Consider the following 14,984-nt stretch of genomic DNA (forward strand, 5'->3'; position numbering starts at 1 on the left):
TATCAAATATATTCAGACACTTGGTTAATGACCAACTGGATCATTATCTTCTTTGCTTTTTCGGGAGCGCTGAATGCGTTTCTCACTCGTATACGAAGGTGGCCCGTTTGGCAGGTGAACTCCAAAGGTATTTTCGGTTATTCCGGCAATACACTTGTAGAGCCTGATATCAATCTTTTCTGGGGCGACATAGAGCTGGTTAAAAAAGATATCCACCCCCATACAGGCCAAGACTGTATCTATCTGAAGCAAAAAGACAGCGAATATGCAATGGGCTTAGCCCAGTTTGTGATACTGGATTTACTACCAGAATCCTATGTAGATAACGTTTTTGCCCAGGTTAAAAATTACTGGGAAAATCACAAAGCGTAAACAAGCGCGCTGTAACTTAGCCTACCACGATACAAACTACCTTGTTCATTCCACTGCCTGATAACCCCCCCATTTGCTAAACGTAGATAGACAAGATCAAACCCAACGAGCGCCAGATCTGCTTCATGAAGAACAGCGTCCGTATGCGCCATAAGTTCCTTCACCTGCATTTGTGACGGTTCATCAGACCATAGGGTGACATCAAAAGTGATCTGTACGCCTTCACGATCTTTTAAATCCTGAACCGCAATATTAGTATCCCCCATCACGAGATAAGGGAACCTTGCCCCGGTAGGTGGTTCATCATAAATGCCGCACATCTGCGCACTAACAGTTTCATCATGCTTAAGTGCGTGGAAAACAGCTTCCTGCAACCGGTGGCTTGCCATTGCCGTCATACCTGTTCTCCCATTTTTGTGACCGCTGTAAAGTTGATCATGGGTTCAAAGCTTCGGTCGATAACCATCCCTGTCACTCGGTAATGTTGCTGCCGCCATTCAATTGCTTTGGCTTTTGCAAAGCGGTAACTGTAACGCACGGTAAACTTCGCTTTCGCAGGGAAGATTTCACCATCTGCACGGGTTTCCAACTGGTTGCCATCTTCTTCCACTTTGGCCCATACATCAGCGATCAATGGATGCGTTTTCTGCTGTCTGCCCCCTGCACCGATATGAGTTGCCTCAGAAAGGAGTGTGACCCGCCTACGCATATTACTAAGCATATTCATAGGCGTTTCCTTTCATATGGCGAGAGGATTGGCTTTACGCCAGACGCCATAAAGACATCGCCCGTCTGGCTGGTACCACGATTGGTATAGAGGAAAGCCGCAAGCATAAGCACAGCCTGCTGCAAAGATCCGGGGATACCATTCCATGTATCAGAGAAGCCATATGTAACAGCCAAACGGATACCGTCTTTCGCGCACTCTGGCACGGGCCAACTGTTGCCCGACTTTCGATTAACACCGCCTTCAAGACCTTGAACCACTGTATAGTTTGCCGCTGGCCAAAGTTGCCAATCTCCCGTTGCATCCTGTGTATCAATCTGAGAAATTGAAATAAGCGGTTTTACAGGCAGCAATGCAAACTTTCCGGCACAAAACAAGCTCTCAACAGAGCCTTCGGCAACACCTTGCCACCAACGCTCTTTTACCTTTCCAGGAATATCCCACCGATCAAGAAATACATGTGCTGAACGAGCGATAATTGCCATATCATAACGCTGTTCAACAAGCTGTACTGCAACAGAAAGAAAACTACTGAGGCTTGCATCTTCGTCCGCACCATCAATACGTAGGTGATCTTTAAATTCTTCAAGCAGGACCGGCAGAATATCTGTTTTCTCTATATCCACGACCCGCATATTACCGCTCCACTATTCTAATAATGACACTGCGTTCGCCAACACGTCCCGCGGATGTTGTAATTTGGCATGAAAGCCGGTACCGGCAGCCAACTTCGCCAGCTGAGACATATTTCCCGCGCACAGTACCTGCCGCAATATCTGCCCCCAGCACCAATGCGCTAGCCGCGATTGGTTCAACAGACCAGCTTGTAGATGTAATTGTTTCATCAGCCGTGAGCCAGTTGGCCCAATCAAAGCTGTAATCCACCTCAGAGGACGGATCTTTTGCATAAACTGTCATGTTAGATGTGCCTTATGGCTGAGAAAACGTGAACCAGCCTGAAGGGGATGGTGTAAGAATGAAAGGCCCCCTGATACTTTCAACAGGGGAACCTGAGTTTATGAAATTACCAACTGCCAATAATAAAGATGTATCCTTCAAGGCTTTTGGAAAAGCCTTTACAAGCGCGACTGCACCAACAGGCCCTATGGTTACAGGATTGCCGAAATTAATTGGGTCTGAGATAAAACTGGCAGGGTCAAAGACCCGCTTCCCATTCAATTGTGTTGGCTGATAATCGCTAGACCTCAGGGAAAAAGCTTTAATGTCTACATACTGACGATGAGTGTTCTCAAAACTATAGGCTGGTGAAAGCAACACAGCGGTGATGGGGTCATCAAGCAGATGACAATCACCCGACAGAATTGCCTTCATGCAGGCTTGAGTGAGTTTCATGGAAACATTGGTCATTTGTCCACCCCTAGAAGTGAGCCAGCAGATACCGCAAGTAACCGCTTTGGCAGTGGTCGCAGCTGTTTTATCTGTCGACTTGAGTTGCCAGAAAACTCCACAACCGAATACTGAAAGCCATATGTAATGATTTTTGGGGCCTCTTCCGTGAAATGGGTTGAAACAGTAAAGAATGGGCCTGCACCGATTGGAGCAGCCCCAGGGGCTGAGGCTGCGATTTCCATAAGTTATACTCCCGCTTGACCTTCAGTCATTTCCTGAGGAGCTGTTGCAACAATTGCCGAAAGCGTATTGAAAACATCCACATAAGCTGGCATTTCGGCACCTTGCATTTGTGTTCGCTGCAAAAGTTGCAGAATAACCGCCGCTTGCTTTGGATTAATTTCTGGATTTTGGATATGCGTAGCTGCAAGGTCAGACATATGTCTCTCCATTATTTAAAGTGAGTTGTGGTAAAATTTTACTGTTAAACCGTCTATGTAACTGGCCTGCTTTCAATGCATTCAACCAGTACGAAAAATCGGTTTTAAATACCTAGTCAGGCATTGTTGGAGCGGCTCAGTTCGTGCCAGTTAGAGCCAACATGAATGAGGACCAGTTTGTCGGAAGTAACATCCATGGTGAAATCACTGGAGAGCCTAATGTTGCCAGTATTATCTTTAACAGTAACTGCTCTGCTGTTCTCTGAGATTTGCAGAATCAATATATCACCGTCTGAACCACCGTGAATGGTATCCAAATCATCTGATGCACTATCTGCTTCCGTATCAATTACGTGGAATGATTTAGTGACCGTAACAATCCCTGAGGCAATAGTTAATCTGGTAGGAGATCCATAGGAAACTAAGCCACCAAATTGAGTTGTGCCTCCATTATTCTGGATCAATAACTTAGAATTGGCACCGTTATTCCGTGCCATGATTTCATTCGCATCCATCGCCAAATTAAAAGACGATGTATCACCTATCTGGACGGCATGATCTGATGAGGAAAGAGATAGATCACCTAAACTTGGGAATCTTAATCCGCCTTCTGCATATATTCTTCCGTTAAATGTGGTAGAACCACTATCTCTCGCAATTGAAATATGAGTATTATGTAGTGTCGGTGCGCCTGCCCCACCGCGAATTTCCAGCAAGTTAGTATCCGCAAAACCCGTTCCATCATGAACAATAGAAAAACCGTCGCCCGCAGAAATTTCTGAAAAGTGTATACTACTCGTTTCACTATCTAGACGTAGATTAGCTACTCCAATCAGGCTGTTGGCCTGAAAATTCCATGTCGCAACAGCGTCACTATAACTAAGCTTATCATTCGTGCCCGCGCGAAATCTGAAATCGTTAGCCTGAGAATTATGCGCTCCGCCATACAGCAATATATTTGCGCCATTAAATACATCTGTCCCGCCAGATATCTGCAATATATCGGTATTTGTAGAGCGTTCAATTCGGCCCATATTTCTTATTTTATTACCTCGAAAGTCAAACACACCCTGACTATAATCATAGTGTAAGCGCACGGCTGTACCTTGGCGGAACTCTATATCATTTGCCTTTGTAGGGTGCTCTGAACCATACAAGGCAATATTAGCCCCCGTATCACCACTGTTGCTTCCTGAGACAATCAAAATACTATCCGAGGAGTTATTCGCGATAACACCAGTAGAGAAAATTAGCTCAGATAAGTTATTGATTCTTGTGTCTTTAAAATCCCATACCGCAGAGGCATTTTGCCAATGTAATCTAGGAGACGTACCGGTTCTAAAAATTATGTCATTTGCTTGGGTAGTATGTGATGGCCCATATAGATTTATATTTGCACCAAAATCCGTTTCGCTCCCCCCACTTAAACTAAAAACTTCATCATTTACGCCTCTAGTTATATACTCCGCGGCTCTTAAAGGTTTTTGCTTGAAATCCCAAGCCGAAGCTGATGCATCATATTGTGCGACAGAGTTAGAACCACTGCGAAACAACACATCATCCGCATTGGTTGGATGCTCTTGACCATAAAGAATAATATTGGCCCCCAACCCTGTATTAGTCCCCCCCGAGAGGTATAAATTATCTGCACCTATACCTCTCGTTAAATCTGCAACACCATTGATCCAGGTATTCTCGAAACTCCAATGCCCCGCACTATCATCCCACAACAAACGTACATTTGTTCCAGCTTGAAAAAGGATATCATTTGCTTGCGTTGTATGACTTTCACCAAAAAGCTGTATAGATGCTCCAGCATTGCTACTTGAGTTACCTGAAAGCACCAAACGGTCAGTTAAAGACCCTCGAGCAATTTCATTATGTTCTATAATAATTCTTCGTTTGAATCTGATTGCTTCTGTGCCTACAGACACGATATCTGCATTTCCACTACGGATGTGAGTAGCACCTTCTAGCGCACCTAAATATAAATCACTCCCGGCAGACACGATTTCATTGGTATCAAAACCAAGCCCTAAATCTGTATTCCCGATCAATAATCCAGCTTGCCCGATATCTGTTCCCGCAATAGTCCCTGAGGGAAGAGAAATTCGCACGCCCGCATTGGTAGTAACTAACTTTGTTTCATCTTTATAGTTTAAGGCAATGCCATCCTCGGGATCAGCTTGTAGTAAAGTCCGAACTGTTCCTTCTGTATCGATGCCCTGAAAAAGCATAGAGGCGCCCAAATTCTGGTTTCTTAAAACAAAAGGACCTGAATGGTATGACTGAATAAATCCAGCCGTACCCGTTCCATTTTGATTTTCAAACCTGAGTACCGGCGCTTTAGTGTTCACACCATCCGGTGTATCCGGATCACGTATAATCACACCGTCAAAAGTGGTTTTTAGCGCCTCAACACCTTTATGATAAAGAGAAACAGAGCCATCTGTATTCCATGTTTGTAAGGAAACGGTTTGTTCGCCATCATATTTGCTAAGCTTCATGGAGTGCGCATTTGCGCCAATGCCGAAATTATACTGAACATTAGTCGCTGATACATCTCCCGCTGGTACAAATGCTTGAGTAAGGTTTCTGTCGTTACTACTTCGTGTCCAGCGTATCTGAGCTCCGCCTTCACCCACATTTGCAACAAGAGAACGGAGATTGGCTATACCTTTTTGGCGAATATCCCAACTATTAGAGCTATAAGAAAGAACAGGATCGTTCTGGTGGCGCATCATAAAAATGCTGTCACTTGCACCATACTGTATAATAAAACCATCCAGATTGTTCACGTCCCCCAACACAATACTTGCTTGCTGACCTGGTGTGGAGACAAGTTCCAGGTTTGTTCCGTATGAAGGATCGGATTGCTCGAGCCGTAAAACTGTACCATCGAATTGGTTAGGCGAGGAAACATGCCTGCCATGCCGACTAAAAACATGACCATCGCCGTTAGCAAAAATACTAGCTGTCTGCAAATCATGCTCAAAATACCAGGCACCAGCACCATTTTGTAAAGCCGGGCTATAGCCAAACTCTTTTCCAAAATCTGTAACACCGCTTAAAATAGGTGCAAACCAACTTCTTTCACCTGAAGCCATTCCAAGAGCCATCGTAGGGTGAGCGAGCCTTTGAGCTACAAAAGTTCCTTGATTTGAAAGGGTTGCTAGTTCTTGAAATCCACTATATGCATCACCGCCATGTCCCCAACGAATAGCGTTTTCATCATTCTTCACATGAAAGATACTTTTCCCTTGAGTATCAGGAAGTAAAGTCAGCGCATATTCACCGTTTTGGAAACGATTACCAAACGTGGTTCTGCCACCAACATTAACCTCCCCGGGCGTCTTTAGATTTCCATCCTGCACCGATACACCATCAATTGTCACACCCGCATCTGGCGTTACCTCACGAATGACATCTGTCGTAATCTCTGGTCGTTTTGTAAGAAACTCCGTTGTCGCTGCACAATAAACTCTAGCTTGCCCTGAAAGAGGAATCGGCTCTGCTTCAACACCTTTCTTCAGCTCACCATCAGTCAAGCTTTCCTGTATTTCGGTACGTTCAAGCGTGTCCACTGTTGTTAATGTACCCGTACCAATTTCGTAATTAGCACCATCCTCGAGCACATAAATCACACTGTCACCAACACTGAAACCATCGACAAAACGCACATGGCCTGCCATTGCACCAGAAAGAGTGATATCACCTATACCTGTTGTTGTAGAATGTTCGCGCACCCGGTTCGCCAGCATGATAATAATTCCTGATTTTTGTATGGCTGAAAAGAAAAAGGGCAGCGCCAGAAGCACTGCCCGAAAAAGCCATTCGCCAATAGTGATGCGAACACAAACGGCAAAATGGCAGAGTATTAAAAGCGTGGCTTTACGCTGAGAATTCCACCAGTTTAATGGCATCTTCATTCACAAGCGCGCCGCCCACACGTTTGGTGGCATAAAAATTCACATACGGCTTGTTAGAATATGGATCGCGCAGCACACGCACACCTGCCCGTTCTACAAGCGTGTAGGCACGCTCAAAATTACCAAATGCAATCGCGAAAGCACCATCAGCCATATCAGGCATGTCCTCAACTTCGGTAACCGGATAACCCAGCAGCATATCTGGCTGGCCTTCAATCAAGCCCGCACGCCAAATGAAATTGCCGTCAGCATCCTTAAGTTTGCGAACTGCAGCGAGGGTTGCACTGTTCATCACAAAATATGCCCCCTGGCGGTAGCGGGATTTAAGCGCATGAATGGCATCAATCAGTACATCTGCATCTTGCAGCGCACCAGCAGCACCGGTTTTCACTTTGCCGATTGTTGCCGTGTAATCAGCATGCAGAAAACCTTTTGGTTGATCAGTGCCTGAACCATTCACAATTGCAGCCGCTTCTTTCACAGCAAATTCTTCTGCCACTTCTTCTTGCAGCCATGCTTCCGCATCAAACTGCATATCATCCAGAGCGCGCTGGGTTGCCGCAGCATTTGCATAAACCTCACCTGGCACAATCGACACTTCCTTCAAAGAAGGTGTATCCGTTTCAGTACGGCCACCAGTTTCACCAACCCAGCCAGAGCCAGTACCACCAGTGTTCACAAGGCGCTTATAATCGCTTGTTTCAATTGTTTTCACCTTCACGATCTTGCGCAGAGGAGAAAGGTCAACAAGCTGCTTTTCAATTTCTTCATCAATCACTGTTGGCACAGCAAAACCACCATCACCACCAGTGCCCGTTGAAAGAGCTTTGGCTTCAAATGCTTTCAGCGCCGTATCATCGCCTTTCTGGATAAAGCCACCGAGAAAAGCAGTTTTATGCTCTGCATCATCAGCGGCAAAACCGAATGCGCCATTTGAACCAGGGCGTGCAAGCTCTGTTTCAAGGTTATCAAGCCGGCCTTTCAGGCCCATAATACTGTTTTCTGCCGCATCCATATGATCATCAATCGCGGACTTCAGGTCTGTCATATCCATGACATCACTCCTTAATTTCAGGTATAAAAAAAGCCCATCCCCATACTAGGTAATGAGCGGTTTAAAAGGCCGCGATATCCAGCCTGCATCACACAGAATGGGGGCCAAATGTCACTGATATCAGCTAATAGAACAGCCGCCAGCCTCTCGCTGACAGCTCCTTATTGATACAGCTTACGTCTTATCGGTTCACTCAATCTGTACAAGAACTGCATACACCAACACCACTTTTTCCACCTCAACACCATCATGAACAAATGATGAACATTGCCTTAAGTGCATTTTTATGCTTATAGATGTAAAACAAGCTTATTAGCGAACGGAGGGGATCATGCGCTCATTTACAAAGTTTTGTAGTTTTTGCCTTTTACCAATTATCTGTCTAACGGGCGCAGCTGGAGCTTTCACCTTCACTTACACCAACGGTAAAGCTGAACAACAAATGGCTAAGTCAGCAAAAAATGACTGGCAGAAAATTGATTTCCACATGCAAATCAATGGTGATTTTATAGGTGATGGCGGCCGTCAATATTCGTTTGACAGTCCAATAGAAATCGCTCGCAAAGAACCAGTATTTAAACTCACCAGCGAAAATGTGGAGCGCACATGTTTTCAAAGCGCTTTCACTGAAGAAGACATTATTACCAATATGTCACTCAGCATCTATCTCACTTCTGAAGCACAAAAAAGTTTTACCAAACTCTTATCCAACAATGCCGGGGAAACGCTATCGTTCAACTACGCCTTTTTCCAGATCAAAGATTTTAAGGTAACCGAACAATCAGTGAAGAATTACAAAAACAACCAAGGGAAAACATTTAACTTTGATGAAGCTTCCTATGACCAACCGGATTTCGCTATCGCCGCCACCACTGAAAACATAGCCAGCTTTATGCGCTTGGTAAAAATGCTGTCGCCCGAAGCGTTACCAAAAAAGTGTTACACGCTGAAAAGCGATGAATCTTTCCCTTATTGGCAACAACTCGAAGAACGTTTTTGGAATTAAATACTTTTCAGTAAGCCTAAGATTTAATGACGCGAATAACTTGCCCGGTGATAGACAGGCTTTTCGCCCGTACTTCGGGTTCTTGCCAGGTATTAGCTTCAATGGGAAATTTCGCTGACGAAGGCGACAACAATTTCTTTTTGTAGTTCCCGTACCGCACCTCAATTTCAAAAGGCCCTTGAACATCGGAAATAGATTCAAATTTCATCTCAAAGGTTGAAGCACCATTTTCTGGCCCAACTACAGTTCTTAGCCTGTGCCAACCGCCATAAAACTGTGGTGCCGCCCACAAATCAAACTTCTCGACTGCTCCCTTTCCCTCAAGTACCAAAGTGCGATTTTTCACTTCGCGGATCAGATCTGCGATTTCTACTTCCTCCGAAGCGCCCAAATCTATGGCTTTAAAGCCTTTTGCCGTAATGGCTTTTGCCTGTGTGCGGGAGAAACCGTTATCTCTGAGGAGCGTTTCAAAAGAACGAGGTGTATGGGGCATATTCATATCCTGTTGGCGGGATTTAACGTTTTCAACACGGGCCATTTCATTGGCAGGGAAGGTAACCAAGGATACCTCCATCAAATCTGCCTCGTGAATAGTACGAACACCTGTTGTGGCGCTTCGGCTCGCGCGTTTGGCAACAAAGCCAATGGAAAGCCCGTTAAGGGCCCCCATTTTTAAAAGCTCATGAACACGTTCACCGTCGCCCTTCACCGCGATGCGAGCCTTCACATACAGGCCTTTTTCATCTTCACGGATTATTTCAAACCGACCGATCGGTTGTTTTTGATCATGTTGCCACAGAAGTGCGGGCGTGCGTTTCTTCAAGCTTGCATCAAACGCCCCACGTTCAACAATATCACCATCACGGTCCACATTACCAAAGATAGCGCCGTAACCTTCAAAAGTGCCGTCTTCGCTTTCCTGCTTCAGTTCGAGCGGGAAGATAGTTGTTTGTGGTGTCATGCAAATTCTCTTGGTTCGTTTGGGCTTTGCAGCCGTATTCAGATAAAAAGAACCCGCATACATTGGGGATGTATGCGGGTTAATGAGCTGAGCAATAAGGCTATGCCTCACACTCATCTGGGAGGAAACTTTTAAATCAGGCTAATGCGGCAAGCCTGGTGGTTTATCTTCATCACTCGGCGTTCCGTATTTTTTTTCCTGTTTTGATTTAATATGCGGCGGTACATCCCTGAAGCTTGAGAGATGTACCATTTTATGAGATTGGGAAAGCTGGCGTCTCAGATTTTCGCGCCCTGCCCTGATCTTTTCCATCTTCACAGGCATATCTTTCTGGCACAATTCACCATTTTCTTCGGTAACCGTCCATAATTTGGGCTTACAGCGCTTAGCTGTTTCCACGGTGAAACGCTGCCTGTCTCTTAAGGTAAGCACCAGTGTAAGCGGTGCAAGCACTAGGATCGGCAACCAGAACAGGCTGGCAACCACTACTCCGAGGAAAACCACAAGTGCAGGCATACTGCCAGTTGATTTTACATCGATGGTAAGCCAGGTTCCGCAGCCCGTGCACACAACGGTGGCGGGCAGATGCGCCATATAGAGATGTCGATTTTGAACGCCCTTATTACAACAAGGGCACACAACGTGTTTCACTGAGAACGCCCTTTCTGTATCTGTAGAAAGAGTATAGCGCAAAAAGGTTAAATTTTCCAGAACACGTCAAGATTGCTAGTTTTTGGTACTAAACCCCAGCATTTCCCGCTTTTCTTCATCCTTCAGGAAGCTTGCATTCGCGATACGGTCGAACCGGCGCGCGCGTTTATCGGCGAGCGCGGGGATATCATCCAGCTCAAGCACCAGCTTTGTCTCTGCACCACCAAACTTGGGGGCGAGCCATGCTGTCAGCTCGGCGGCGATATCGCTTGCCAGCGGGATGATTGTGTCCTCCCACAGGCTCTGCCGCGCTTCTCTATAGTTTGAATATGTCATGCTATCCGGCACGCCCACCATTTGTGGCGGCACACCAAATGCCAGCGCAATCTCGCGTGCGCTCATATTCTTTGAAGAGGACCAATCCATATCCTTCGGGCTCATGCCCATATCCTGCCACTTAAGCCCCCCTTCAAGGAGTAGCGGACGGCCTGCGTTTAAAGCACCTGTATACTGGGTTTCCACCTGCGTTTTCAGGGCATCAAACTGCGCTTCCGTAAGCGGGTGATCGACATCTTCCTGATAGAGAACACCTGAAGGTGTGCCGCCATTCTGGATAAGCGCCAGGTTCCAGCGGCTACCGTCATTATGGGCATCCACAGATGTTGCGGCAGCCTCTAAGGGTGCCATACCGTACCAATCAGAAAGCGGATTAAATGTTTTCCAGTGTAACACACTGGGCACCTCAAAACGTTGTTTTTTGCCCATCACTTGCTGTTCATAGCCAGCTGGCAGACCGTCTGTACCTTCAACTACACTCATGGTATCTGGCCGCAGGAGCCATAATTCTTTTGGCGCGCCTTCCTTTGGGCCAGCGGCAAACGCATAAGCGTTGCCCGCAATCATATAATAGCCCACAAGGTTATAGAGAAAGTTTTCACCGCGCAGTTTTGGGTTCGGCCGCATAATCAGCTTGGCAAGCGGATGTTCGCTCATGCGCTTACCGTCCTCTTCCACCACAAACGGAATACTGGCCACCGCTTTCGCCACCAGATTAATCGCCCGGTATGCAATCACATTCTGCTGGTAACCTTCCCTCGCCAGCTTATCGTATCGGCGCGGGGTTGCAATTGCCTGGCCTGGGCCAACACGGCTGTAAATTGGGCGTTTGGCTGTATATGCTTCACCACCTTTTGCCGTACCCTTTGGGGCCTGTTTTCGTTTAAAAAGCATGTCGAATACTGACATCAAAGTTTCCTTATTTGCGGTGAGGCACTGTGCCCGAGCATTAAATCAGAGATGGCATAAACAAGAGCATCCAGCCTGTCTGGACTGCTGCCGGATCCCGCACCGGTAAAACTGCACATCTGGTCTTCGAGCTGCGGGAATGCACCCACATGATGCACTCGGGATAGTTCATAAAGACTGGCAACAGGTTCAGCCCGTGTACGTTTGCCGCGCGTAGCATGCACCGCGGTGATAGGTACTGCGGCATCCACCTGCCGGATCACACTTTCCGCCATCGCACCACCCTGATTTACCTCAATCACGATACGGTCTGCCTTCAATGTATGATAAAGCGCCACTGCCCGCCGCGCCCAGCCATTTGGAGACAAGCCCTGAACACTGCTATCCGCCAGCACATAGGCTTGCTCGCCAGCAGTACCAGCCGCAACAATACCGCATTCATCGGCGTTTTCTCCGGCTGTGGCCGGTGGGTCAATGGCCACCACAAGGCGGTCCATCTCAGGGGCTTTATGCACCCTGAGCGTATCAAGATGCGCCCGTTGCCACAAAGCGCCAGCCACATCCTCCAGCACCTCTGCCATCAGTTCCTGACGCCCCAGACGCGTGCCTTCGTATTTTTTTAAAATCTGGCTTTTAAAACTGCGGGCCAGATTATCCATATTATCAAATGTACTGCCCCGTGTGACAGCAACATCATCAGCTTTAAGAAGTGCTTTCAAAAGCGCCGTTGGCTTTGGTGTTGTCGTAATCATGGAGCGCGGGTTACTGCCAAGCCGAAGCCCAAACAGCAAGTTATCCCACATGCTTTCCTGATGCCGCCACGCGCACAGCTCATCACACCAGGCGGCATGATGCTGCGGACCGCGAAGGCGTTCAGGCTCTTCAGCACTAAACAGGGTAGCAACCGAGCCACCGGGCCACGTAAGTGTACGTTTACTGCTTTCAAACTTCGGCATTGCCCAAGGCGGGCAAACCCGCATAAGGCCGCTATCGCCCTCAATCATCACCGCGCGACCATCATGGAGTGTGGGGGCGACCAGTGCTATACGGACCGGATCTTTTTCCGCTTCCGCTATTTCCACCAGCCCCCTAACCCATTCGGCACCTGCGCGTGTTTTCCCGAAGCCGCGCCCCGCGAGTACAAGCCAGTGCACCCAAGCGCCTTTTGGCGGCAATTGGCTACGCCTTGCCCAGAAGGACCAATCATAAAAAAGGAGCGCTGCTTCTTCGTCGGTTAAGTTTTCAAGGAACTCAGCTCTTTTTGGGCGGCTGAGCGACCGCACGGAACTTGCGGAGAAGCGCATCTTTCACCCCAACTGTGTCAAAGGTCTGCTGTTCAGCTTTCCCTGCTTTATCATTATATTTTTCAGGCCTGCGCGCCTTGAGAAGGAACATAAGCATGCTATCGGAATAATCCTGCACGTGGCCAACCACTTCACCGCCACGGTAAACGGGTTTTGCAACCCCTTTCACGGCGCGGCGCATTGCTTCTTCCTCAATAAGGTCAGTGGCGATATCGAGCGCCTGCTCCCATTCAACAGCGAAGGCGATATCCACTCGTCGCCATTTATAAACAGTGCGCCCCGAAACACCTGCGGCTTCAGCCGCTTTCACCACAGAATAGCCTTCAGAAAGAAAATCCAGAAACTTGGCTTTGATAGCTTTTTGCTGTTCCAGCTTTTCGCATCCCAGTTTCATGAAGCCCTTCCTATATACAAAGGTAAAAACGAGAAAAGCACGCGAGCAAATACCGCGTGCTTTGATAATAATCTTTATATGATCTTCTATAGTAAGCGTGAAACCGGGCTGCCCACCCAGACGCACACAACTGCAGAACTTAACTATCCCTATGGTGCAATATTATGCATTAGGGTGCAAGTTATTTTTTTACGTTTTTCGTAAATTAATTTCTAAATACCAGATATGCCTATCGTTCTGCGATTGACATCCAGCTCAAAAGCCCAAACAGTGTATATGGTAGTTTCAGAGTTCGCATTCATACTCGCAGGAGCAATACCCATGGAACTTGGTGCTTTCTCTATCAGTCTCGGCGTGAAAGACCTGGCAAAATCAAAGACCTTTTATGAAGCCCTTGGCTTCAGCCAGTTCGCCGGAAACGAAGACCATAAATATCTGATCATGAAAAATGGTGAAACGCTCGTTGGCCTGTTTGAAGGCATGTTCGAAGGCCCCATGCTTACCTTCAACCCTGGCTGGGACCAATCAGCGGGCGAACTGCCATCCTTTGAAGATGTTCGAGATATTAAAGCCAAACTGAAAGCAGCTGGCCTAGACATTCAAAACGAAGGCGGCGGCGATAGTGGCCCCGGCAGCTTTATGGTGATTGATCCTGACGGATACCCTGTACTGATTGACCAGCACCGTTAAGCTTAATCCAGTTCACTCTCAGGACGTGTCTGTAAATTAGGATCAAATTTCTCGAAGGAAACCATCACATTCACTTCGGCAATCACGTTTTCTCTTGGGCCATTATAGTAAAGCTCATAATGCCCAGGCCTTAAATTTGAACATGACACCGACTTAGAAGGCCTACCCGGTTCATGCTTTACCACCACTCTGCAACCGACATCTGGCTTCCAACGTGGTTTGGGGCCTACATACTCAATTGTGTGCCCTGCTTCCCCAACCGAAACAGAAACGTTATCTTTCACCTCAAAACGGATAGGTTCTTTGTCCTTACTAAAGACAGAGAGATGTAAAATGTTTATCTCATAGTTCTTTGGCGTAAAAGAGAGCTTAACCCCTGCTGCTTTACGAGCATTAAACTCACTTGAGGGTGATAAACTCAACATCCGGCGTCCGGGCATAAACTGTTGGCAAACACCCGCTACTGGTACTTGTTTTTTACTTTCATAAGAAAATTCAAGAAATCGTTCCAAAGGTATAATATCTGTACCAGACGACACCGAACAAACAGAAAACTCAGTATCTTTATCCAAATAAACAGAGGGCGCACCATGTACGCCAAGTTTAGATTTTGTGACTGCGCTTAAATTCTTTTCAGACAAGTAAAAAACAAAAGGTGCGTTTTCGATTGGCTCCGCTGTTTCAGAATTCAAGAAACCTGACGTAGCCATAAGCAAAATTGAAAGAGTATTCATAGCCCCCACACGCAATAATATATAAAACAATATAGCTGCTACCATGAAGAGAAATATTTGTGAACGCTATCACACGAATTTAATCGCCGACGTCACACATATTTGCAGATCTTAACTATCCCTATGG

At 46.7% G+C, this 14,984-nt stretch carries 18 protein-coding genes; 3 read left to right on the plus strand and 15 right to left on the minus strand.

The features are described from left to right. The first annotated feature begins 27 nt into the window (after positions 1-27). Complete coding sequence (locus MF542_RS01135; RefSeq protein WP_247015069.1) at positions 28-372, plus strand: hypothetical protein; 345 nt, start codon at positions 28-30, stop codon at positions 370-372. Here the strand turns inward: MF542_RS01135 and MF542_RS01140 are convergent. The 9 genes from MF542_RS01140 to MF542_RS01180 all read right to left on the minus strand — a co-directional run bounded on the left by MF542_RS01140 (position 360) and on the right by MF542_RS01180 (position 7,872). Next, complete coding sequence (locus MF542_RS01140; protein ID WP_247015071.1) at positions 360-770, minus strand: DUF3168 domain-containing protein; 411 nt, start codon at positions 768-770, stop codon at positions 360-362. The two genes, MF542_RS01135 and MF542_RS01140, sit on opposite strands and share 13 nt — an antisense overlap. Beyond that, the gene (locus tag MF542_RS01145) at positions 767-1,099 is read right to left on the minus strand and encodes a phage head closure protein (protein WP_247015073.1); all 333 of its coding nucleotides are present in this window, start codon (positions 1,097-1,099) and stop codon (positions 767-769) included. The genes MF542_RS01140 and MF542_RS01145 overlap by 4 nt, the downstream gene beginning before the upstream one ends. Then, complete coding sequence (locus MF542_RS01150) at positions 1,096-1,734, minus strand: head-tail connector protein (protein WP_247015075.1); 639 nt, start codon at positions 1,732-1,734, stop codon at positions 1,096-1,098. Before MF542_RS01150 ends, MF542_RS01145 begins: the two co-directional genes overlap by 4 nt. A gap of 1 nt (position 1,735) precedes the next feature. Further along, positions 1,736-2,017, minus strand: coding sequence for a phage fiber-tail adaptor protein (locus tag MF542_RS01155; RefSeq protein WP_247015077.1), 282 nt, complete (start codon positions 2,015-2,017; stop codon positions 1,736-1,738). 12 nt (positions 2,018-2,029) lie between these two features. Further along, on the minus strand, positions 2,030-2,467 hold the full coding sequence (locus tag MF542_RS01160) for a hypothetical protein (RefSeq protein ID WP_247015079.1): 438 nt from the start codon (positions 2,465-2,467) through the stop codon (positions 2,030-2,032). Further along, entirely contained in the window at positions 2,464-2,691 is a 228-nt protein-coding gene (locus MF542_RS01165; RefSeq protein WP_247015081.1) for a hypothetical protein, read from the minus strand. Before MF542_RS01165 ends, MF542_RS01160 begins: the two co-directional genes overlap by 4 nt. A 3-nt stretch (positions 2,692-2,694) precedes the next feature. Beyond that, entirely contained in the window at positions 2,695-2,889 is a 195-nt protein-coding gene (locus MF542_RS01170) for a hypothetical protein (protein ID WP_247015083.1), read from the minus strand. A gap of 116 nt (positions 2,890-3,005) precedes the next feature. Beyond that, the gene (locus tag MF542_RS01175; RefSeq protein ID WP_247015085.1) at positions 3,006-6,818 is read right to left on the minus strand and encodes a hypothetical protein; all 3,813 of its coding nucleotides are present in this window, start codon (positions 6,816-6,818) and stop codon (positions 3,006-3,008) included. Continuing rightward, entirely contained in the window at positions 6,781-7,872 is a 1,092-nt protein-coding gene (locus MF542_RS01180; RefSeq protein WP_247015087.1) for a phage major capsid protein, read from the minus strand. The genes MF542_RS01175 and MF542_RS01180 overlap by 38 nt, the downstream gene beginning before the upstream one ends. 331 nt (positions 7,873-8,203) lie before the next feature. Between MF542_RS01180 and MF542_RS01185 the strand changes: the two genes are divergently transcribed. After that, a complete protein-coding gene (locus tag MF542_RS01185) occupies positions 8,204-8,878 on the plus strand; it encodes a hypothetical protein (RefSeq protein ID WP_247015089.1) in 675 nt (224 codons plus the stop codon). Positions 8,879-8,894: 16 nt separating this feature from the next. On the opposite strand, the gene MF542_RS01190 is transcribed toward MF542_RS01185, so the two are convergent. From MF542_RS01190 to MF542_RS01210, 5 genes are all read right to left on the minus strand, one after another. Then, entirely contained in the window at positions 8,895-9,839 is a 945-nt protein-coding gene (locus MF542_RS01190) for an HK97 family phage prohead protease (protein WP_247015091.1), read from the minus strand. Positions 9,840-9,980: 141 nt separating this feature from the next. Further along, on the minus strand, positions 9,981-10,490 hold the full coding sequence (locus MF542_RS01195) for a hypothetical protein (protein ID WP_247015092.1): 510 nt from the start codon (positions 10,488-10,490) through the stop codon (positions 9,981-9,983). A gap of 75 nt (positions 10,491-10,565) precedes the next feature. Then, positions 10,566-11,735, minus strand: a complete 1,170-nt coding sequence (locus MF542_RS01200; protein ID WP_247015094.1) for a phage portal protein — start codon at positions 11,733-11,735, stop codon at positions 10,566-10,568. Continuing rightward, complete coding sequence (locus MF542_RS01205; RefSeq protein WP_247015096.1) at positions 11,735-13,039, minus strand: DNA-packaging protein; 1,305 nt, start codon at positions 13,037-13,039, stop codon at positions 11,735-11,737. The genes MF542_RS01200 and MF542_RS01205 overlap by 1 nt, the downstream gene beginning before the upstream one ends. Beyond that, on the minus strand, positions 12,987-13,433 hold the full coding sequence (locus MF542_RS01210) for a helix-turn-helix domain-containing protein (protein WP_247015098.1): 447 nt from the start codon (positions 13,431-13,433) through the stop codon (positions 12,987-12,989). The genes MF542_RS01205 and MF542_RS01210 overlap by 53 nt, the downstream gene beginning before the upstream one ends. 321 nt (positions 13,434-13,754) lie before the next feature. Here MF542_RS01210 and MF542_RS01215 point away from each other — a divergent pair, with 321 nt between their 5' ends. Further along, positions 13,755-14,123: a VOC family protein gene (locus tag MF542_RS01215; protein ID WP_247015100.1), complete on the plus strand. Its 369-nt coding sequence runs from the start codon at positions 13,755-13,757 to the stop codon at positions 14,121-14,123. Between the two features lie 2 nt (positions 14,124-14,125). On the opposite strand, the gene MF542_RS01220 is transcribed toward MF542_RS01215, so the two are convergent. Further along, the gene (locus MF542_RS01220; protein ID WP_247015102.1) at positions 14,126-14,857 is read right to left on the minus strand and encodes a hypothetical protein; all 732 of its coding nucleotides are present in this window, start codon (positions 14,855-14,857) and stop codon (positions 14,126-14,128) included. Positions 14,858-14,984: the final 127 nt, after the last annotated feature.

It is taken from the genome of Kordiimonas laminariae (assembly GCF_023008165.1).
Lineage (GTDB): Bacteria > Pseudomonadota > Alphaproteobacteria > Sphingomonadales > Kordiimonadaceae > Kordiimonas > Kordiimonas laminariae.